The sequence below is a fragment of the Burkholderia sp. Bp8991 genome, assembly GCF_003853795.1.
Taxonomy (GTDB): domain Bacteria; phylum Pseudomonadota; class Gammaproteobacteria; order Burkholderiales; family Burkholderiaceae; genus Burkholderia.
Genome location: NZ_QTQJ01000051.1, coordinates 1 through 14,505 on the forward strand (window position 1 = coordinate 1; position 14,505 = coordinate 14,505).

The 14,505-nt window shown below is 57.1% G+C and carries 12 protein-coding genes and 3 pseudogenes; 9 read left to right on the forward strand and 6 right to left on the reverse strand.

Translation table 11 applies throughout. The features are described from left to right. Positions 1–129 (forward strand): annotated as a pseudogene (locus DIE02_RS33615) (ABC transporter ATP-binding protein); the annotation flags it as partial. Positions 130–836: 707 nt separating this feature from the next. Here DIE02_RS33615 and DIE02_RS33620 read toward each other — a convergent pair. Continuing rightward, complete coding sequence (locus tag DIE02_RS33620) at positions 837–1,541, reverse strand: haloacid dehalogenase type II (RefSeq protein WP_069707191.1); 705 nt, start codon at positions 1,539–1,541, stop codon at positions 837–839. Positions 1,542–1,646: 105 nt separating this feature from the next. On the opposite strand from DIE02_RS33620, the gene DIE02_RS33625 reads away from it, so the two are divergent. Beyond that, positions 1,647–2,501 carry a LysR substrate-binding domain-containing protein gene (locus tag DIE02_RS33625; protein WP_124530255.1) on the forward strand — a complete coding sequence of 285 codons (855 nt, stop codon included), beginning with the start codon at positions 1,647–1,649 and terminating at the stop codon, positions 2,499–2,501. Between the two features lie 187 nt (positions 2,502–2,688). Here the strand turns inward: DIE02_RS33625 and DIE02_RS33630 are convergent, their stop codons facing one another. Beyond that, the gene (locus DIE02_RS33630) at positions 2,689–3,603 is read right to left on the reverse strand and encodes a LysR family transcriptional regulator (RefSeq protein ID WP_124489509.1); all 915 of its coding nucleotides are present in this window, start codon (positions 3,601–3,603) and stop codon (positions 2,689–2,691) included. Between the two features lie 120 nt (positions 3,604–3,723). Here DIE02_RS33630 and DIE02_RS33635 point away from each other — a divergent pair, with 120 nt between their 5' ends. Genes DIE02_RS33635 through DIE02_RS33655 form a run of 5 tightly spaced genes read left to right on the forward strand, consistent with a single transcriptional unit; the run spans position 3,724 to position 7,689 of the window. Next, on the forward strand, positions 3,724–4,437 hold the full coding sequence (locus DIE02_RS33635; RefSeq protein WP_124530256.1) for a type 1 glutamine amidotransferase domain-containing protein: 714 nt from the start codon (positions 3,724–3,726) through the stop codon (positions 4,435–4,437). Positions 4,438–4,445: 8 nt separating this feature from the next. Further along, entirely contained in the window at positions 4,446–5,300 is an 855-nt protein-coding gene (locus DIE02_RS33640; RefSeq protein ID WP_260441554.1) for a type 1 glutamine amidotransferase domain-containing protein, read from the forward strand. Between the two features lie 56 nt (positions 5,301–5,356). Beyond that, entirely contained in the window at positions 5,357–6,151 is a 795-nt protein-coding gene (locus tag DIE02_RS33645; RefSeq protein ID WP_059619754.1) for an SDR family NAD(P)-dependent oxidoreductase, read from the forward strand. A gap of 14 nt (positions 6,152–6,165) precedes the next feature. After that, positions 6,166–6,456 (forward strand): putative quinol monooxygenase, encoded by a 291-nt coding sequence (locus DIE02_RS33650; protein WP_059619756.1) that lies wholly within the window; start codon positions 6,166–6,168, stop codon positions 6,454–6,456. 30 nt (positions 6,457–6,486) lie between these two features. Further along, positions 6,487–7,689: an L-dopachrome tautomerase-related protein gene (locus DIE02_RS33655; protein ID WP_124530257.1), complete on the forward strand. Its 1,203-nt coding sequence runs from the start codon at positions 6,487–6,489 to the stop codon at positions 7,687–7,689. 293 nt (positions 7,690–7,982) lie between these two features. On the opposite strand, the gene DIE02_RS33660 is transcribed toward DIE02_RS33655, so the two are convergent. Continuing rightward, positions 7,983–8,852, reverse strand: coding sequence for a LysR family transcriptional regulator (locus DIE02_RS33660; RefSeq protein ID WP_119338660.1), 870 nt, complete (start codon positions 8,850–8,852; stop codon positions 7,983–7,985). A 591-nt stretch (positions 8,853–9,443) separates the two neighbouring features. Here DIE02_RS33660 and DIE02_RS33665 point away from each other — a divergent pair. Beyond that, on the forward strand, positions 9,444–10,046 hold the full coding sequence (locus DIE02_RS33665; protein ID WP_124469844.1) for a hypothetical protein: 603 nt from the start codon (positions 9,444–9,446) through the stop codon (positions 10,044–10,046). 912 nt (positions 10,047–10,958) lie between these two features. Here DIE02_RS33665 and DIE02_RS33670 read toward each other — a convergent pair. Beyond that, a pseudogene (locus tag DIE02_RS33670) lies at positions 10,959–11,358 on the reverse strand (IS3 family transposase); the annotation flags it as partial. A gap of 72 nt (positions 11,359–11,430) precedes the next feature. Between DIE02_RS33670 and DIE02_RS33675 the strand changes: the two are divergent. Continuing rightward, a complete protein-coding gene (locus DIE02_RS33675; protein WP_124524286.1) occupies positions 11,431–12,480 on the forward strand; it encodes an IS110 family transposase in 1,050 nt (349 codons plus the stop codon). Between the two features lie 243 nt (positions 12,481–12,723). On the opposite strand, the pseudogene DIE02_RS33680 reads toward DIE02_RS33675, so the two are convergent. Together DIE02_RS33680 and DIE02_RS33685 are read right to left on the reverse strand one after the other, a co-directional pair. Next, positions 12,724–12,978: pseudogene (locus DIE02_RS33680) on the reverse strand (transposase); the annotation flags it as partial. A gap of 187 nt (positions 12,979–13,165) precedes the next feature. Beyond that, on the reverse strand, positions 13,166–14,467 hold the full coding sequence (locus tag DIE02_RS33685; protein WP_124524287.1) for an MFS transporter: 1,302 nt from the start codon (positions 14,465–14,467) through the stop codon (positions 13,166–13,168). Positions 14,468–14,505: the final 38 nt, after the last annotated feature.

The following is a 14,505-nucleotide window of genomic DNA, read 5'->3' on the forward strand; positions in this document are numbered from 1 at the left end:
AACGCGCGGCTCGCGCTGCAAGCGGCCGACCGCGGCTACGTGATGGATTCCGGCACGGTCACGATGGAAGGCGACGCGAAGCAGATGCTCGACGATCCGAAGGTGCGGGCTGCGTATCTGGGTGAGTAACCTCGTGAACAAGTGCGGCATGCCGACGATGCTGGTCGAAACGAGCAATGCAGGGAGTGATATCACATGACTTGACTCTCACGCCTTCGTGTCCTGAAAGTCCGGACATTCGCATCGACCGAACCAACTGATTGCTATCGGATGTGTCGAGGCCAGTACCGGACCAATCATGCAGATGATCCAGCCGCATGAGCTGGCAGAATGCGTTTGTGCTGGAGCGAACTGAGCTTGGGGCCATCGTTGGAAGTTGGAGCGCGTTGCAAGCAAAGCATCCACGACCTTTGGCATCGGGAGCAAGAGGATCCGACCTGAGCGCCCTTCAACGGCTCAAGGAGAGAAGTCTCAGTCGCCTTACCAAGTAGACCGGCACCATGCCGATCAAGTTTTTCAGCGGCCGGTCCGACAAGTGATCTTGGGAAACCAACGGGTTCTTGCCGGTGTCGGAAGCGGAGCAAGATGGGTGGTGGAGCGGGGCAGTCTTGGAGCGAGAGTCATCCTGATTTGCGTCGGGATTCAGCGTCGACGTTTCGGGTCACCGGATGCAAATCGTTACGTGTCGTTCTGGGATCAGGGTTTATGTGCCGGACCGCGATCAGTATGTCGATGATGAGAAGCGTGTGTGATGTACCCCGATCGGAACGCGTCGCTTCTTCCGGCAATATTGCATGCACTTGGGCAAACCGTGATCGGGGTAACGGGACAATGGACTACCAGTCGAGCGTAGCAAAGAGTTCCGGTACTTCGTGCAGCGTCTGTAACGTCGCGTCTGGAGTGTAGTCCGGAAGCAATTTTCGACCCGTGCCTCGATCAATCCACACGCAACGAAATCCGATGTCTCGCGCCGCTGCATGGTCCAGATGCGGGCTGGCGCAAATGTGAACAACGTCGTCCTTCGATACATCAAGCTGTTCGTGCGCGTAATCGAACAGCCGACGTGCTGGTTTGTAGGCCCCGGCCTGTTGTGCAGTAATGACCCTGTCGATATAGCCGCCAAGTTGTGCGACGTTGCCTGCAATAATGTCGTCGTCCGTATTCGAGACAATACACAGACGGTATCCCATTGCTTTCAACTTCCCTAGCGTGCCGACGACCTCGGGAAACGGTGGCATCGCCGCAATCCTCGAAGTCAGCACTGCGGCGTCGCTTTCGCTCCCGGCAAGCCCGAATTCCTCCAGCGCAAGTCGAAGGCCCTGGCCGGAAACCTGACGGAAGGTGCGGTGGGGCGATTGCTGCTCGAGCTCATGTTCATACCGGTCGTAAACCTCGATGAATCTGGATGCGTCGACCTCCGTTGCCTGCCGTTTTCCAAGAATCTCGCGTACCGCTGCCAGCAAACCTTCGTCCCATTGAATGAGCGTGCCGTAGCAGTCGAATGTCAGCCATTGTGGCCGACTCGTATCTTTCAGTGACATCATTGTTCCTGTTTGGCTAGAAGACATTCGCATCATAGGCAGAAGGTCTCATATTTAGAAATTAGATAATAAAATCATGGATATTTAAATTTCAAATGACTGACCATGTTTGATCTCGAGCTACTGAAGACGCTGATTTGCGTCGTTGATGAAGGCAGCTTCACTCGTGCAGGCGAACGTGTTCATCGCACGCAGTCGACTGTTAGCCAGCAGGTGCGAAAGCTGGAAGAGTCGGTAGGTCGCCCGCTGCTGCTCAGGGACCGTTCGGGGAATCATGTCGTTGCCACCGAACACGGTGTCTTGCTCGCGCAGTACGCGCGGAGGCTGCTGGCGTTGTCGCAGGAAGCCCGCGAGGTGCTCCAGCGCGACGTCAAGCTTTCGCCGGTTCGAATCGGGGTCCCGGAGGACTTCGATGCGCGGCGCATGTCGGCAATACTCTCGGGTTTTCTGAAGGTCCGACCGGATGTGAGGCTTGAAACGTCGGCGGGTATGAGCGCGGATTTGCAAGGCAAGCTTGCCGCGAGGGAAATAGACCTCGCACTCGTCAAGCGGGAACCTGGCAGAGGCGACTGCTTCGCGGCTTGGCCAGAGTCGCTTGCTTGGGTGCGGGGGCGGGATGCTGATTCCCCGAAGCCGGATTCGGACGAGCCGATCGCGCTTGCGCTTTTTCCCCACGGATGTATTTACCGTCAGCGGGCGATCCGCAGTCTCGACAAGGCGCAGCGTGCCTGGCGCATAGCGTTTGGCAGCCAAAGCCTTACTGCGATTCAGGCAGCGGTCGCCGCAGGTCTGGCTATCTCGGTGCTACCGAAGTCTGCGATCTTGCCGGAGCATCGAGTCTGCACCGATTTGCCTCCATTGCCACCGTCAGAGCTTGCGCTAGTCGGCACCGGCGATATTCTTGACCACGCACAGCGAGATATGGTCGATTTTTTGATCAAGCAAATCAAACGCGCGTAACCGCCCGAATACGAAATGCCTTAAGACATGCCGGCTTCAGGCTGATTTCAACGTGCTTCGAATCGTTGCATGAAGCCGCTACGCCACTTGCATTCATTAGTGTCGTTCAATCGTGGCAATCAGTGAGCCGTTCGAATTTCCCGAACCCGTGCTGAGCGCTGAGAGTCCATCAACCATCATTCTGCTTTCATTTGGATGAATCGGGGGTAGACGCGACAAGCATGTCGATCAGGGCCCGTGATGCCGCAGACAAGCGACGATGAGGCGCATAAATCACAGAAAACGGCCGTGTGCGGCCACGGAGGTGGGGCAGCAGTTCGACGAGAGTTCCGGCCTGAATCCGGTCCCGAACAATAAAATCATAGGTCTGGCAGATGCCGGCGCCGCTCTGCGCCATTGAAACGACACCCAGCACATCGTCGGAGACCGCGACGTTCGAAGGCGGCAGCCAGTCGATGTCCTGACCGCCGTCCTGGAACACCCACGGTGCGATACGGCCGCTGCTGGGCAGCATGAAAGGCAAGCAAAGGTGGCGCTCCAGATCGGCCACGTTTTCCGGAATGCCAGCATTGGCGATGTAATCTGGCGACGCTACCAGGCATAACGCTGCATCTTCGAGCTTGCGCGCGACCAGTCCACTGTCGGGCAATGCGCCTAGCCGGATCGCCAGATCGAAACCTTCGGCCACCAGATCGACGTTCCGGTTCGCGATATTCAACTCCACGCGAACCTGCGGGTGTTGCTGCGTGAACTGCCGAAGCAGCGGTGGCAGACGATAGTGTCCGTACGTCGTCGGTACGCTGAGCCGGACATGACCTGTCAGCGCGCCGTCCTGCCCCTGAATGGCGCGCTCGGCATCGTCGATCAACAAGAACGCTGCGCGCGATTGTTCCAGATAGAGCCTGCCTTGCTCCGTCAGGCTCAACCGTCGGGTCGAACGACGCAGCAACTGCACACCCAGCCGAGTCTCCAGGCGCGTGATAGCTCGGCTCAGAACCGAAGGTGTGCTGCCCAAGGCCACCGCGCCGGCGGTCATCGAGCCTTTTTCAATTACCGTGACAAACGCTTCCACATCACCGAGATGGTCGAATCTTCGCCCCATCTTGTCCCCCAGAGAACAGAAGATTTACTTCTGACTCAGTTTATCTCCTCCATTGAGCCAAATAAAGTGGGCGCATTGTGATCCGTCGTCGGGTCACCCACTGAAATCGAGGAGCGAACCATGAATAGTGAACATCGTGACCGGCAGGACTTGTCCGTGCTGTTCGTACTCACGAGCCACGCGACGAAAGGCTCGACCGGCGAGCCGACCGGGTTTTATCTCGGCGAAGTGACGCATCCGCTTGCCGAACTCGACGCGGCCGGCATCCCGGTCGAATTCGCGTCGATTCTGGGCGGCGAGCCGCCCGTCGACGGGCTTGACCTGACGGACGAAGTCAACGCGCGCTATTGGAACGACAGTGCTTTCCGCGACGCGCTACGCCACACGCAGCGACTGGGCGATGTCGACGCGTCGAAATATGCGGCTGTCTTCTTTGCAGGCGGTCACGGTGCGATGTGGGATTTTCCGGGCAATCCCGACGTGCAAAAGGTGACTCGCGCGGTCTATGAGGCAGGCGGTGTGGTCGGCGCGGTATGTCATGGCCCCGCCGCGCTGGTGGATGTGACCCTCGGCGACGGAACGTACCTGGTCGCCGGCAAGAACCTCAGCGCATTCACGGATGAAGAGGAGCGCGCGGTTCAACTCGATCGCGTCGTGCCTTTCCTGCTCGCGAGCACGTTGACACAGCGCGGCGCGCATCACCATCCCGTACCGAATTGGACGGCGAAGGTCGTCGTCGACGGACGTCTCGTGACCGGCCAGAACCCGCAGTCGGCTTCCGGCGTTGGCGCGGCGATCCGTTATCTGTTGCTGAATCACTCAGGGCAGGCCTGAAATTCCCCATGGAGAACGCTATGCATTCGATGCGCAAGCTCGCCGTTGCCGCCATGCTCGGCATTGCAGCGTACAGCGCTCACGCGGCCAACGTGCTCGTGGTGTTGTCGGATTCCGATCACCTCGATCTGAAGGACGGCAAGGTCTTCGCGACGGGCTTCTACCTGAACGAACTGATGCAGCCCGTGAAGGCCTTGCTTGATGCCGGCCACCAGGTGACCTTCGCCACGCCCGAGGGCAACGCGCCCACGATGGATGCGACGTCTGCCGACAAGATGTACTTCAACGGCGACGAAAAGGCGATGCGCGGTTACCAGGCTTTGCTCGACAAGCTGCAAATCACGTCGCGCTCGCACTCTCCCGTGATCAGTCTGTCGCGGGTGGAGCAGATCGGTTACGGGCACTTCGATGCCGTCTATGTTCCCGGCGGCCACGCGCCGATGCAGGATCTTCTGACCAGCCCCGCGGTGGGCCGACTGCTGGCCGATTTTCACGCGCGCGGCAAGACCACGGCGCTCGTTTGTCATGGTCCGATTGCGTTGCTGTCGACCCTGCCCGATGCACGGGGCTTTGCACGAAAGCTCGCCTCGGGGAACGCGAGCGGCAGCTACCCGAAATGGATCTATTCCGGTTACCGCATGACGGTGATCAGCAACGCGGAAGAGGAGCAGGCAAAAGGACTGCTTGGCGGCGGAGTGATGAAGTTCTATCCGCAGACCGCGCTGCAGCAGGCCGGCGGCATCTATAGCAGCAACGAGGTGCCATTTACCGCGCACATGGTGACCGACCGCGAATTGATCACCGGTCAGAATCCGGCCTCCGCACTCGACGTCGCGGGCGAGATGCTGAAGCGGCTGAAGTAATGCCACGCAATGGACCGGCGTAGCCGGTCCTTCGACGAGCAAGGGAGAAGCAAACGGTGGATCTGCAACTTGAAGGTAAAACTGCCATCGTCACCGGCGCCACCGCTGGCATCGGTATGGCCATTGCACGAACGTTGGCCGGCGAAGGTGTGTCGGTCACGATCACCGGGCGTCAGCGTGACAAACTCGATACCGCCGTCGCCGAGATATCCGCTACCGCGCATCGCGGCAGCGTGCGCGGAATCGTCGCCGATGTGAGCGGCAAGCGAGGTGTCGCGGAACTGATCGAAGCGCAGCCGGATACGGATATTCTCGTGAATAACCTTGGCTACTACGAAGCCAGGGCCTTCGCCGAGATCACTGATGATGAATGGCTGCGAATGATCGATGTCAACGTCATGTCGGGCGTACGGCTGTCACGTCATTACTTTCCTCGCATGCTTGCGAAGAACTGGGGGCGTGTCATCTTCATGTCCAGCGAAGTCGGGGCGTTCACGCCGCCGGACATGGTGCACTACGGTGTCAGCAAATCGGCCCAGCTCGCGGTCTCGCGCGGAATGGCCGAACTGACGAAGGGTACGGGTGTGACCGTCAACAGCGTACTGCCGTCCGCTACGCGCTCCAAAGGCATCGTCGCGTATTTGCGGCAGACCGCGCCACGGCCCGATATGACCGATGCGGAAATCGAATCCCACTTCTTCGACACGTATCGTCCGAGCTCACTGATCGCCCGCATGATCGAGGCCGACGAGATTGCCGCCATAGTGGCGTTGCTGGTCAGTCCTTTGGGTGCCGCATCCAACGGTGCTGCGGTGCGCGTCGAAGGCGGCACTTTTCGGTCGATTCTGTGAACAGGTGCCTCGATATGTCTGCCCACGTCATTGTTGCACTCGTAGAGGCGAAGCACGGTTGCGAAGCGGTGCTGGTTCAAGCCCAACAGGAACTCGTCGAGATGGCGCGCCACCAGCCCGGCTGTCTCAGTTACGAACTGCATGAATCGCTGGATCAGCCGGGGATGGTCGTCTTTTTTGAGCAATGGGCGGACCGCGCGTCGTGGGAGTACCACATGCGCAGCCCGCTGATGGACGCATTCCGCGCGACCGCCGGTCAATGGATCGAAACCTTCAAATTGCTGCATCTGCATCAAGTCGCATAACCGCATCTAACGAATTCACCATCCTTCATCATGTTCGAGCGCTTGAGTCGAGTTACGCCATTTGCTTTCGCAATTGCCTTCATCAGTTGCGCGACCGCAGCGACTGCGGTGGCCGATACCCGGCTTGAACGCTGGCGAAGCTACGCCGGAGTAAGTTGGGAGATTCCGAAAGACGGTGGAGATCCCGCGCCGTTCGCTGGCTCGGTCAATGCGCCGATTGCCGGGCTTCATTTCGACGCACGCGGTACCGCATATGTGAGTACCCCGCGGTTCGTCGCCGCTTCGACACCGGCGACGCTAAGCAGGCTGGATACTCGGGCAACTACCGGCCCGGCGCGACTGACGCCATTTCCGTCAATGGAAGGCAATTCCACAGCAACTGCTCCGAGCGAGCATTTGCGCAACGTGCTGGGCTTCTACGTCGATCGGAAAAACGACTGGCTCTGGGCACTTGACATGGGGTTCGTTGCCGGCGAATCGGAGGCACCTGCTGGAGCCCAGAAAATCGTGGTGTTCGATCTGAAATCCGGACGAATCGTGAAGCGCATCGCCCTCGACGGTGTGGCCGATCGTGTCGGCAGCTTCCTCAACGACATCGTCGTCGACGAACACAGGCGCATCGCGTATGTTTCCGACAGTGGCTCGCGCAGTTCACCGCATAACAAGGTCGGACTGATCGTCGCCGATTTTGCGTCAGGCACGGCGCGACGTGTGCTGGATGGGCATCCGTATTTGCAGGTCGAAGCTGGGGTAAAGGTCGTCTCCCATGGCGTTGAAGTATGGCCGGAAAAGCCGCTGCTGATAGGTATCAATGGTATCGCGCTGTCGCCGGACGGTGCGACGCTGTATTGGACCGTGACGACAGGAACACGCGCACGTTCGGTTCCGACCGCCGTTCTTAGGCTGCACGGTGCAACAGATGAGCAGATCGCCACGGAGATTCGTGATCTTGGTGCTGTCGGTGGCAACACGGACGGAATCGTGACGGATTCGCACGGTGTGCTCTACATTACCGATGTCACGCACAATGGCATCGTGAAGTACGAACCGGGCACGAAATCGATGTCGTTGATCGCATCCGACGATGGCGTGCATTGGCCGGACACTCCGGCTCTGCTTCCGACCGGCGATCTCGTCTTCACGTCGAGCGCGCTGAGTGACCATGTCGCAGGTCTGGTCCCAAACGGTCACGAGCGCTACGAGTTATGGCGGATATCGATCGGCGGCAAGTAATTGGGAGTCGGGGCTGCATCTGTATTGGGCGACAGCCGTTTTATGGCCAACCGAGAATAGAACGGCGTGTGCGCTTGCGGCATTGGCTCCTGGTGTGACGGCGAAGGGTGCTGAAAGCCATGTGCCTGAGCAACCTGAAATTGCGCGGTTAAATTCGGCGATCCGATACGAGTCCGTTTATGCCTTGTGTCGAAACCGTGGCTGTTTCAGATCATTCTCCGGCGCTCTGATTCATCGCCGCGAGAGGATGTTGATCATCGGCGAATAGACTGATCTCTTACGCCATCATTCCTTTAATTTTCCTGATCGTCTAGGATTTTTTCGATTTCACTGCAAAGAAAAATTACGAGAGGACGTTGTTCAAAGCTGACTGGATTCACTTTTGCAATTAAGGCAAGTTCGGTCCCCGGTAAATCGGGCAGCTTATCGGAGGACGACAGGATTCGATGGGAGGGCAAGACGGCAGATCTTGGCAATACGCCAACGGCCAAGCCGGCAGATACCGCGGCTTGAATTCCGGTCAAGCTGGGACTTTCGAAACCAACTCTCCATCGTATTCCTGCTTTTTTGAGAGCATATACCGCTCGTGCCCTGTAGATGCATCCTCGAGGAAAGACTGCCAATGGCAACACGTCGTACGGCGTGACAGTCTGCCGGTTTGTCACCCAGACGACGGACTCTGGCCAAGACGCCACACACGCCCCCGTTCCGGGTTCCCGTTTTACCAAGGCGAGTTGAAGCTGATCAGCAGCAAGCTTCGCATGCAGATCAATACTCATGCCGCTTGCTATTTCAAGTCGAATGGACGGGTTTATACAGGCGAATCCGGAAAGAACTTGCGTAATCCGGTCGACCCGAAAATCTTCTGGTATTCCAATTCGAATTTGAATCAAATCCCGGTTGGCCGCAAGAGCATTTTTTGCTTCCTGGGCAAGTTCAATAAGACGACGCGCGTAGGTCGCCAATATTTCACCCTGTTCCGTGACGACAACATTGTTACCACTTCTATCACGGACGAGCAACGTGTGTCCAAGTGATCTCTCGAGCCTCGATATTTGTTGACTTACTGTGGATTGCGTCTTGTGGATTCTCTCCGCGGTTCTCGTAAAGTTCCGCTCTTCGACGACGCACAGCAGGGTGTTCAATAGATCGAGGTCAATCATTATCGGGATGTGCTGAATCTCGGAATTAGAAACTGTAATTCATTTCCTTGACGATTGTCATTCGGTGGCGCGGAACAATAGTTTTGCTCGACGGATCAAGATTTCCGTCTTGCTTGGACCGCCATCCATGGAATTGTCGCGAATCGCATGTGGTGGCTGGGAGTAAGGCGGTTTGGCATTTGATGAATAAAATGGGAGTTTTTGATCTTCACATATTCAAATAGTCGATCGTGATTGTATGTGGAATGGCTGAGCTGGTGTGCATGGGAGGCATATTATTATAATTAATAACGCTTATCGAGATATTTAATTTCCTCGTAAAAATGAGGCGGGTTAGGCTGCGGGTTGTAAATTGGAGTCAAGAGTGAGGTATGGTCGTGTGGGGTGGCGTCACGGCCCGGTGGTGTTCCGAGGTAATTATCCGAATCGGACCCGCTGCACGGTATTCGATGCGGCTTTTTGCAAATATCGATTCGCTGTAATGATGCGGTGTGCTGATGTATGGGTTGTTTTGTTGTGGGTGGTTATTTGAAACTTAGAAACTTTCAATGAATTTGGGGGTGTCGGATGAGGTGGCGCATTGCGTTGTTCATGGGAATTTCGTCGCTTGCGGTCAGTGCGTGTGGAGGGGATGACGGAGCTGTAGGTTCTCCTGCCAGTGTGCTGACGCAGCAGTCTGCATCCGGGCAGCAGTTCGAATCGAACTCCCTTTCGACCGCCGGGAAAAATTCCGTCGCGATCGATAAGGACTATTCCGTAAGAAAATCTGCATGGGTCAACTTGTCGAGTGGATCCATGGGGATTGCAATGCAAGAACTTGGCCGTTCTGCAACAATCCAGTCCAGCGATTCGGTGAATCCCGCAATTCAGAATCAATTTGACGGGGTGATTGTGAACGCAGATGAAGATTTCGGTCGCTATAAAGAGAAAGTATCCAGTGCGCTGAACGAAGGCTATCTGATAATCATCGATTCATCGGGGAGTGCCGATAGTCAACAGCGCGTTCTCGATCTCAGTATCGAACTGGCCCATGTCGGGCGCAAAGCAGCGGTTGCGTTGCTGTATAAGGGGGCGCCGGATGAGGGGGTAGGCGTACTCGCATTTGATGCCGCAGAGCGAGATGAGTTGGCCACGCTCTTGCCCAAACTCGGGCGACGTGGAAGCGATTCGTTGATTAAACAAAAAACGCAATGATTGCGGGGTGAATCGAATGAAAATTGAATCCTCTCGATATGCCGTTCTGGCAACATTGCTCGCGGCTTGCCTGGGCTTGCTTTCCCAAAATAGTCACGCTCTCGCTACCGGAACAACGAAGTGGGTGACGGACCCAACGATTTCCGCTGATCGAAATAATTCGTATATTTCGTACTATTCCAATCAAGGTGCCCAAGGAACGTATTGGGTGTGGAGGGTCCAAAAATATTATCCCGAATTTACGCTCAGTTGCAGTACGCCGTCGAATAGTGGATGCACAGCGAACAAGACAGAAGGCCGTAGCACGTCGATCACGAGGCAGTGGACGATCGGTATCGATTTATCCCCGACCTTCAAAAGCCAAGGCGGCGGCCTAAGTGCCTCCTATAGTCAGGCCGTGACGCAAGAGCAGAGTTTCACCATTGGGCAAACAATCTATGTGCCATCCGGATCTACGGCGTATGCGATGATAATCGCGCTCGATAAGTACATTCCGGCGGCGGATTATAGAGGTGTTTGGAGGGCGACGGGAAAAAGGCAGAATCCGACGTGTACCCAGTGGGGCTGTGGACCTTATCGTTACGAAATGCGATGGGATAACGACTATACATTCTCAACATGGAAGGGCCATATGGTGACGTATCACCGTGCTTTCATGTGTGCGACAAGAGATACCGTCGCGCCCCGAGTCGGGGACGGCCCGCCGAAGGGTTGCTCGTTGCCACCGATACCGTATTGACTTGGACGAAGGCCCTGGCAGGCTCCGCCCCTTTTTCGTCGAGGGGCGATCGGCCGTGCGGGGCCAGATTGTTTCGATGAGTGATGGGCCCGATTTGAGTGAAATCGTACCGTCGCGCAGAACGGCGAACCAGCAGTTGAAGTGACTAGCGGTGATCGACGAGTACGCGCGTGAATGGCCGTTGGCGCACGCGTCGAATACGAAGTCGTACGCCCAAACGTGTCGTGCCGCCGTCGCCGGCTGCGGCCGAGGGCGATGGACCGACACGCGTCGACGGGGTCGCTTGCGCGGCACCTGCAACCCGGCAAGACGCCACAGCCGCCAAGCCCGGTCGGCGCTCATCGGGTGACCTTGCCGCTCCAGAAAGATCTGGATGCGGCGGTAACCATAACGCGGATATTGCGCCGACAGAATGCTCATCGCTGCCAGCACCGGCGCGTCCCGCACGGCCAGCGTCGATTCGTAATGCAGCGCCGATCGGGCGACCGACATCAGCGCGCACGCACGTCGCTCCGACAGGCCCCGTGCTTTCGCGTAGGTGACCTGCTGGCGTCGGGCGGGCGCGCTCACCACTAATAGGATGGTCCGCCCCTCCCGCAGTCGCATAATCGGCGGTGACACGTACAGCTTCCGAGGAGGTGTGTCATGAGTCAGCCTGTCAAACCTGTCGTGGTTCGCATGGGCATCGACATCGGCAAATCAGCGTTTCACGTCGTCGGACTCGATTTCGCTGGCAAGCCGGTGTTCAGAAGCCGCTTCACTCGCGAACGCCTCATCGAATTTCTCGCCCGTGCGTCACCAACAGTTGTCGGGATGGAGGCCTGCCCCGGCAGTAACTGGCTTGCTCGTAAGGCCGTCCTCTCAGGTCACGAGGTCCGGATAGTCCCCGCGCAGTTCGTCAAACCGTTCGTCAAGTCCAACAAGACGGACATGATCGACGCAGAGGCGATTGCCGAAGCGATTTCCCGTCCCACCATGCGCTTCGCACAGCCGAAGACAGAGGCCCAGCTCGATTTACAAGCGCTACACCGTGTCCGGCAACGACTCGTCTCCAACAAGATGTCCGTCATCAATCAGGCCCGTGCTTTTCTACTCGAATACGGTCTCACCATCAGTGTCGGCGCCGCATACTTCGTCCGTGACATGCCGTCGATTCTCTCAGATGACCAAAACGGACTGACTCCGTCGATGCGCCGCCTGCTCGAGGAGCTATGGCAGGAATATCGTTCCATCGAGGCACGTCTGCTGCAACTTCGGCAGCAAATCGAATCTATTGCCAGCGCCGACGATGCTGCCACGCGACTGACATCAGTCCCGGGTATCGGCCAACTCACAGCGACGGCCATTACTGCTTTCGCCGGAACAGGCACTCAATTCAAATCCGGTCGGCATCTGGCGGCCTGGCTTGGGCTTGTGCCGAAGGAATTCTCGACGGGTGGCAAACAGTGCTTGCTCGGAATCAGTAAGCGCGGCAATCCCTATTTGCGCAAGCTGCTTGTGCACGGCGCTCGTTCCTGTGTGCTGCATCTCGATCGAACAAAAGATCATCTCGGTGCCTGGATAGGCCGAATGGAAGCACGGGGCATACATCGCAACAAAGTCATCGTCGCTTTGGCCAACAAGCTCGCAAGAATTGCGTGGGCCGTACTGACCCGACAAGGCGCGTTCTATCTTAGGCAACCGAAACAGCAGTAGGAGGCAATGAACACCCTTCCAAGTTTGCAGGCTGATACCTGATGACGAAACTGTGCTACGGCGTTCGGTAAACCCGGGACAAAAAAGCGGTCCTTGAGGTCAGTCCATTTATTGGGAACCGAGCGCGCATATCCCATCATGGCCTTGCCGCCAAAAGCGGCTGACTCGCGAGAGGCCGGATACATTTACGCAGACTGCTTCGTCACACAGAACCCGCTTGCAAAACCGGGGCGGACCATACATTTTTGCGTTGATCTCTTTCATCACGTCCAGCTCGAGATCGCGCTCGGCCAGCATCTTCTTCAGCCGCGCATTCTCTTGCTCGAGCTGCTTGAGCCGCTTCACGTCGGCAGCCTCCAGCCCGCCGAAATGTTGTCGCCAGTTGTAAATGGTTTGCTCGCTGACCCCGTGCTTCTTCGCAACTTCCGCGACCGGCGCCTTGTCCGCCTCGCGCAGGATGGTGACCATCTGTTCTTCGGTAAACCGGCTCTTCTTCATGACTTCCTTTTCTCCGTTGGAAGCCATTCTCTCAAGTTTCAACTGGTCCGAAAATTCCAGGGCAGGTCATCTTCCGTAAACTTGCTCGTCTTCATGACATGGCCTTCGTGTCCCAGTCGGACACGTCATGTCGAATTTCTCCAGTTTTGACCCTGACTATTTCCTAGATCAGGGTCGGTATCCAAGCTCATTCGATATCGTCCAGCTTTACCCCGGTGTTGTTTTTCCATGTCAGCACGGCGCAACTCGCGACTACGGCCACCACGATAAGATAGACATTGAATAGCTGCCCCCTGTTGATGGAATACAACCATGCATTCAGATATGAGGCGGTGCCGCCGAAGAATGCGACCGCAAGTGAAATGAAGAAGCCGAAGAGACGGGTGCGGTAGCGTGTCGGCACTTGTTCCGAAATGGCTGCAGGCTTGCTCCCGGTGATAAATGCAACGAGCACGAGCCCGACCGATTGCGTGACAAGCAACGTCCACGGCTCGCTGGAAATCAAGCTCCAGAGCGGAAAGATGGTGATCGAGATGCCGAGTAGCGAGATGAGCGTTGTAACCTTGCGTCCTGTGAAATCGGAAAGGCGTCCAATGAGCGGAAGCGCGATCAGATAGATCACCTGGGCAATGCAACTCATTGCGAACGCGCGGTGCGGATCCATGTGCTTGACACTGATTGCATAGATGGCCGCGGACGTTACCCACGTATAGTAGGTAAGCGTCGAACCGGCCTCATACACGAACAGCTTCAAGCCTTCACGCACGACCTTGGCCCGTGGCCACGGTTTATGACGGGCGTTAGTCGAAGCGTCAACGCTGATGCTCTCCACCATATTGCGGCGCAGCCATAGCGCGAATATCGCGAGAAACCCGCCTGACGCGAACGGCACCCGCCATCCCCAGTCCTGCATGGCGTTCGGTGAAAGGAACGCCGTGAGCGACGCAAGAAAAAAGGTGGCAAGCAGCGAGCCGGCGCCGACCGAAATGAACACGGCACTCGACCACAAACCACGCTGCGCCGGAGGAGCGATTTCGGCAACGTAGGCGTAGGACGCAGTTGTTTCGCCGCCGTGCGCCGCACCCTGCACGAGTCGCGCTACCAGCAATGCAGCCGAGGCCCAACTGCCGATTGCGTCATATGGCGGGATGATCGCGATCAGAAGGCTCGCGAACGCCATGAGGAGCATCGTACTCAAGAGTACCGAGCGGCGCCCGATCCGGTTGGCGATCGCGCCGAATACGATGCCACCCAACGGGCGGGCGAAGAAGCCTGCAGCGAATACGGCCAGCGTACCGAGCAGCGACGATGTCTTGTTCGTATTATCGAACAGCGCGCCAGCAATATAGACCGATGCGACCGTGTAGACCGTCCAGTCGAACCATTCGAGTAAATTGCCGAGGCTGGACGCGATCAAGGATCGCCGATGAGATGAAGGTTGCGACGTGGCACGTCGCGACGACGAGGAAAGATGAGAAAGGTAAGTCATGAAGTCTCCAATTTATTGTCGCGGGAAATGTTTTCGCG

What these genes read in the sequence shown, in the direction of transcription:
- DIE02_RS33620 (WP_069707191.1), bottom strand. Translation starts at nt 1,541, where the DNA reads ATGTCACTGAAAGATACGAGTCGGCCACAATGGCTGACATTCGACTGC.
- DIE02_RS33625 (WP_124530255.1), top strand. Translation starts at nt 1,647, where the DNA reads ATGTTTGATCTCGAGCTACTGAAGACGCTGATTTGCGTCGTTGATGAA.
- DIE02_RS33630 (WP_124489509.1), bottom strand. Translation starts at nt 3,603, where the DNA reads ATGGGGCGAAGATTCGACCATCTCGGTGATGTGGAAGCGTTTGTCACG.
- DIE02_RS33635 (WP_124530256.1), top strand. Translation starts at nt 3,724, where the DNA reads ATGAATAGTGAACATCGTGACCGGCAGGACTTGTCCGTGCTGTTCGTA.
- DIE02_RS33640 (WP_260441554.1), top strand. Translation starts at nt 4,446, where the DNA reads ATGGAGAACGCTATGCATTCGATGCGCAAGCTCGCCGTTGCCGCCATG.
- DIE02_RS33650 (WP_059619756.1), top strand. Translation starts at nt 6,166, where the DNA reads ATGTCTGCCCACGTCATTGTTGCACTCGTAGAGGCGAAGCACGGTTGC.
- DIE02_RS33655 (WP_124530257.1), top strand. Translation starts at nt 6,487, where the DNA reads ATGTTCGAGCGCTTGAGTCGAGTTACGCCATTTGCTTTCGCAATTGCC.
- DIE02_RS33660 (WP_119338660.1), bottom strand. Translation starts at nt 8,852, where the DNA reads ATGATTGACCTCGATCTATTGAACACCCTGCTGTGCGTCGTCGAAGAG.
- DIE02_RS33665 (WP_124469844.1), top strand. Translation starts at nt 9,444, where the DNA reads ATGGGAATTTCGTCGCTTGCGGTCAGTGCGTGTGGAGGGGATGACGGA.
- DIE02_RS33675 (WP_124524286.1), top strand. Translation starts at nt 11,431, where the DNA reads ATGAGTCAGCCTGTCAAACCTGTCGTGGTTCGCATGGGCATCGACATC.
- DIE02_RS33685 (WP_124524287.1), bottom strand. Translation starts at nt 14,467, where the DNA reads ATGACTTACCTTTCTCATCTTTCCTCGTCGTCGCGACGTGCCACGTCG.